The 5634-nt window shown below is 76.9% G+C and carries 1 protein-coding gene and 2 pseudogenes; all 3 read right to left on the bottom strand.

The features are described 5' to 3' along the window. Positions 1 to 4730, bottom strand: a 4730-nt coding sequence (locus tag B1205_RS29425) for a type I polyketide synthase (RefSeq protein WP_254909585.1), incomplete at its 3' end; no start/stop codon positions are given. A gap of 263 nt (positions 4731 to 4993) precedes the next feature. Beyond that, positions 4994 to 5329: pseudogene (locus tag B1205_RS33225) on the bottom strand (hypothetical protein); the annotation flags it as partial. Positions 5330 to 5390: 61 nt separating this feature from the next. Next, positions 5391 to 5594 (bottom strand): annotated as a pseudogene (locus tag B1205_RS33220) (hypothetical protein); the annotation flags it as partial. Between the last annotated feature and the right edge of the window lie 40 nt (positions 5595 to 5634).

The raw sequence follows: 5634 nt of genomic DNA, 5'->3' as shown, positions 1-5634 counted from the left end.
TGGTCGAGCAGGTCGCCGTCGCCGAACAGCACCGGCTTGAGCGGCTGCGGCAACAACGCATCGAGCTGCCCACACACCTCGTCCAACGCGGACGCGAAGACGGGGAACGCCCCGTACAGCTCCCGGCCCATGCCGGCGCGCTGCGCACCCTGACCGGAGAAGAGGACCGCGGCGCCGCCGGTGGCCGGTGCGGCCGGGACGAGCGCGGAGTGCGGTTCGCCGGTGGCGAGGGCGGCCAGGGCGGCCTGCCGGGTCGGTGCGTCGGCGGCCACCACCACGGCCCGCTGGGCCAGGTGCGCCCGGCCCTCGGCCAGCGCCCAGGCGATCAGGCCCGGCCGGTCGGTGACGGCCTCGGGCTGCTGGTCCCCGGTCGGGCCGGCGAGCGGCTGGCGGGCGGCCGGGTCGGCGAGCCTCCGCGCCAGGCGGTCGGCCTGGGCCCGCAGCCCGGTGGCGGTCGCCGCGCTGACCGGCCACGGCAGCGCGACCCCGGCCGGCGGGGCCGCGAGCCGGTCACCGACGGACTCCGCCCCACCGGCGGCGTCCATCGCGTCAGCGGCCTTCATCCCGTCAGCGGCGAGCGGCCCGTCGACGGCGAGCGGCCCGTCGACGGCGGCTTGACTGTCGGTGGCGGCTTGACCCTCGATGGCGGCCGGGCCGTCGATGGCGGCCGGGCCGTCGACGGCGACCGGGGTGGGCGTGGGCGCCTCCTCCAGGATGACGTGGGCGTTGGTGCCGCTGATGCCGAACGACGAGACGCCGGCCCGGCGGGTCCGGTCGCCGGGTGTCCACGGGCGGGCCTCGGTGAGCAGGGCCAGCGGGCCGGACGCCCAGTCGACGTGCGGGGTGGGCGCGTCGACGTGCAGCGTCGCCGGGAGCGTCGCGTGGCGCAGCGCCAGCACCATCTTGATCAGGCTGGCCGCGCCCGCCGCGGCCTGGGTGTGGCCCAGGTTGGACTTGACCGAGCCGAGCCAGAGCGGCCGGTCCGCCGGCCGGTCCGGCCCGTACGCGGCGGCGAGCGCCTGCGCCTCGATCGGGTCGCCGAGCGTGGTACCGGTGCCATGCGCCTCGATCGCGTCGACGTCGGCCGGGGTGAGGCCGGCGTTGGCCAGGGCCTGCCGGATGACCCGCTGCTGGGCGGGCCCGTTCGGCGCGGTCAGGCCGTTGGACGCGCCGTCGGAGTTGACCGCGCTGCCGCGTACCACGGCGAGGATCCGCCGCCCGTCGCGTTGCGCGTCGGAGAGGCGTTGCAGCAGCAGGACGCCGACGCCCTCGCCCCAGCCGGTGCCGTCCGCGGCGGCGGCGAACGCCTTGACCCGCCCGTCCTCGGCGAGCCCTCGCTGCCGGGAGAACTCCAGGAACGCACCCGGGGTCGCCATCACGGTGACGCCGCCGGCCAGCGCCAGATCGCACTCGCCGGAACGCAGCGCCTGCGCGGCCAGGTGCAGCGCGACCAGCGACGACGAGCAGGCGGTGTCGACGGTGACGGCGGGTCCGTGCAGGCCGAACGCGTACGCCAGCCGGCCGGACACGACGGACGCGCCGTTGCCGGTGGCCTGGTAGCCCTCGGCCTCGGCGCGGGCGCCCAGCAGCAGGGTGGCGTAGTCCTGGCCGTTGGTGCCCATGAACACGCCGGTGGCCGAGCCGCGTACCCGGTGCGGGTCGATGCCGGCGGACTCGAACGCCTCCCAGGTGGTGTGCAGCAGCAGCCGCTGCTGCGGGTCCATGGCCAGCGCCTCGCGGGGGTTGATGCCGAAGAACGCGGCGTCGAAGCCGGCCACGTCGGCGAGGAAGCCGCCGCTGCGGGTGTAGCTGGTGCCGACCCGCTCCGGGTCGCTGTCGAACAACGCGTCGAGGTCCCAGCCCCGGTCGGTGGGCATCGGCGTGACCGCGTCCACCCCGTCTTCGAGCAGCCGCCACAGCTCCTGCGGGGAGGACACGCCGCCGGGGAAGCGGCAGGCCATCGACACGACGGCGATCGGTTCGTCGGCGGCCGGTCGGGGCACGGGGACGACCTCGGTGGGCGCGTCCGCGCCGGCCACCAGTTCGGTACGCAGGAAGCGCGCCAGTTCGGCCGCCGACGGGTGGTCGAAGACCACGGTCGAGGGCAGCGTCACGCCGGTGGCCCGGCCGAGCCGGTCCCGCAGTTGCACCGCGGCCAGCGAGTCGAAGCCGAGTTCCCGGAACGCGCGGCCGGCCGGCACCTGGTCGGTGGAGGCGTGGCCGAGCACCGCCGCGGCTTCGGCGCGTACCAGGTCGAGCAGGAGCGTCTCCTGCCCGGCGGGCGGCAGCGCGGCGAGCCGGCCGCGGAGGCCGTCGCCGGCGGTGTCCGGCTGTCCCCGGTCGACGGCGACGGCGGGCGCGACCCGGTCGAAGAGGTGGCTGGGCCGCGCGGCGGTGTACGCGGCGACGAACCGGGACCAGTCCACGCCGGCGATCACCGGCGCCGGCTCGGGGGCGTTGACCCAGCGGCCCAGTGCGGCGACGGCGGTGTCGGGCGGCAGCGGGTCGAGGCCACGGCGGCGCAGCCCGTCCGCGGTCTCCCCGGCGGCCATGCCGTCGGCGGCCCACGGACCGTAGGCGAGCGCGGTGGCGGGCCGGCCGGCCGCGCGGCGGGCCGCGACCAGCGCGTCGAGCAGGGCGTTGCCGGCGGCGTACCCGGCCTGCCCGCCACCGCCCCACACCCCGGCCACGGAGGAGAAGACGACGAACGCGTCGAGGTCGCGGCCCTGGCAGGCGGCGTCCAGGTGGATCGCGCCGAGCACCTTGCCGGACAGGGTGCCGGCGAGGTCGGTGGTGGTCAGGTCCGTCGCGGCGGCGGGTTCACCGGCGACGCCGGCGGTGTGCACGACGGCGGTCAGGTTGGGCAGGTCGTCCACCAGGTCGGTGACGGCGACGGGGTCGCTGACGTCGCAGGCGACCACGCGGACCGCGCCGAGCGTGGCGGCGAGGTCGGCGGCGCCCGGTGCGTCCGGGCCGCGCCGGGAGGCGAGCACCACCTCGTCGGCCCCGTTGGCCAGCAGCCATCGGGCCACGTGCCGGCCGAGCGCGCCGGTGCCGCCGGTCACCAGCACGGTGCCGCGCGGTCCCCAGCCGTCGCCGGGCGGCGGCGTGGCCGGGAGGAGGCGTCGGGCGAGGACACCGGTGCGGCGTACCGCGACCTGGTCGTGGGTGCCGTCGGCGAGCAGCGCGACGAGCGCGGCGCGGCTGTTGCGGTCGGCGCGGCCGGGCAGGTCGATCAGGCCGCCCCACCGGTCGGGGCGTTCCAGGGCGACGACCCGACCGAGACCCCAGGCGGCCGAGGCGCGTACGTCGCCGTCCCGGTCGCCGGGCGCGACGGGCAGCGCGGCGCGGCTGAGCACCCACACCCGACCGGGCAGGTCGGCGTCGGTGAGTGCCTGGACGAGCGTGAGCAGCGCGGCCGTGCCGGCGGGGACCGCCGGGGCGTCGGCGAGCGGCCGGTCCTGGCGGGGCAGCACGCAGAGCACGCCGGTCCAGCCCTGGTCGCCGAGTCGCCGCAGCCGCTCGGCCAGGTCGCGCCGGTCGGCGTCGGCCGCGACGGTGAGCGTGTCGACCCGGGCGCCGGCATCGGCGAGCGTCTTGGCGACGCCCGCGTCGGCGCCACCGGCGACGGTGGCGACCAGCCACCGGCCGGACAGCCCGGCGGTGGCGGCGGGCCGCACCGGCTCCCACCCGATCCGGTACGCCGTGCCGTCGCGCCCGGCGTCGCGGGTGCGTGCCCGGTGCCAGTCGGCCAGGACGGGCAGGGCGGAGCTGAGCGCGTCGGCGGCGGTGTCGTCGCCGAGGTGCGCGGCGAGGGCGTTCGGGTCGCCGCTCTCGACGGCGGCCCAGAAGTCGGCGTCCGGCGTCGGCTGCGGCCGGCTCGTCGGCTCGGGCCAGAAGCGTTGGCGTTGGAACGCGTAGGTGGGTAGGTCGACGCGGGTCGCGTCGGTGCCGGTGAACCAGGGCGTCCAGTCGACCCGGACGCCGTGTACGTGCAGGTCGGCCAGCGCGGCGAGCAGCGCGGTCGGCTCGTCCCGGTCGCGGCGCTGCACGGCGGTGGCGAGCACCGCCTCGTCGGGCAGGATGTCGGCGGTCAGCGCGGTGAGCACGCTCTGCGGGCCGATCTCCAGGAATGTGTCCGCCCCGGCGGCCCGCAACGCGGCGACGCCGTCGGCGTAGCGGACCGCCTCGCGGGCGTGCCGTACCCAGTGGGCCGGGGTGCGCAGGTCGTCGCCCTCGGCGAGGAGGCCGGTCACGGTGGACACCACCGGCAGCAGCGGCGCGGCGAAGGTCAACCCGTCGAGCACGGCGCGGAACTCGTCGAGCATCGGTGCCATCAGCGGGCTGTGGAACGCGTGCGACACGGCCAGGCGGCGGGTGCGCACGCCGTGTTCCTGCCAGCGGCGCGCGATGTCGTCGAGCGCGTCGACGGGGCCGGACACCACGACCGACGTCGGGCCGTTCACCGCCGCGATCCCGACGCCGGTGTGTCCGGTGATCGACGCGGCGACGTCGGCCTCGGTGGCGGCCACGGCCAGCATCCCGCCGCCGGCCGGCAGCGCCTGCATGAGCCGGCCGCGCGCCGCGATCAGCGCGCACGCGTCGGCCAGGGACAGCACCCCGGCGACGTACGCGGCGGTGACCTCGCCGATCGAGTGGCCGCCGACCAGGTCGGGGAGGACGCCGAAGGACTCGACCAGGCGGAACAGCGCCACCTCGACGGCGAACAGGCCGGCCTGCGTGAACTGGGTCTGGTCGAGCAGGTCGCCGTCGCCGAACAGCAGNAGACGGGGAACGCGTCGTACAGTTCCCGGCCCATGCCGGCGCGCTGCGCGCCCTGACCGGAGAAGATCAGGGCGAGTCGGCCGCGCTGCTCGCGGGTGCCGGTGATCACGGTGCCGGACGGTTCGCCGGTTGCGAGCGCCCGCAGGCCGGCGAGCAGGCCGTCACGGTCGGCGGCGGTGATGACGGCCCGCTGGTCCAGGGTGGCGCGGGTGGTGGCCGACGACCAGGCCACGTCGACGGGGCGGATGGTGTCGTCGCCGGCCAGGCGGCGTGCCCAGCGGTCGGCCTGCGCGGCGAGCGCGGTGTCGGTGCGGGCGGAGAGCAGCACCGGCAGCACCGTTTCCGGCCGGGTGCCGCCGGTCGCGCGCGGCGGGGTGGGGTCGGCCGTGGGGGGTTGTTCGAGGATNGACGTGGGCGTTGGTGCCGGAGATGCCGAACGACGACACCGCCGCCCGACGCGGCCGGCCCAGATCCGGCCACGGCGTCGCCTCGGTCGCCAGCGCCACCGCCCCGGCGGACCAGTCGACGTGCGGCGACGGCTCATCCACATGCAACGTCGGCGGCACGATCCCGTGCCGCATCGCCAGCACCATCTTGATCACACCGGCCACACCCGCGGCCGCCTGCGTGTGCCCGATGTTCGACTTGACCGACCCCAACAGCACCGGCGTTTCCCGGTCCTGACCGTAGGTCGCCAACAACGCCTGCGCCTCGATCGGATCACCCAACGTGGTCCCGGTGCCGTGCGCCTCCACCGCGTCCACATCCGCCGTCGACAACCGCGCATTCGCCAAGGCCTGCCGAATCACCCGCTGCTGCGACGGACCATTCGGCGCCGTCAAACCATTC

This window comes from Micromonospora sp. NBS 11-29, assembly GCF_002140155.1.
Taxonomy (GTDB): domain Bacteria; phylum Actinomycetota; class Actinomycetes; order Mycobacteriales; family Micromonosporaceae; genus Micromonospora.
Note: the sequence above shows the minus strand (reverse complement) of the source record. Positions and strands in the feature narration are given on the sequence as shown.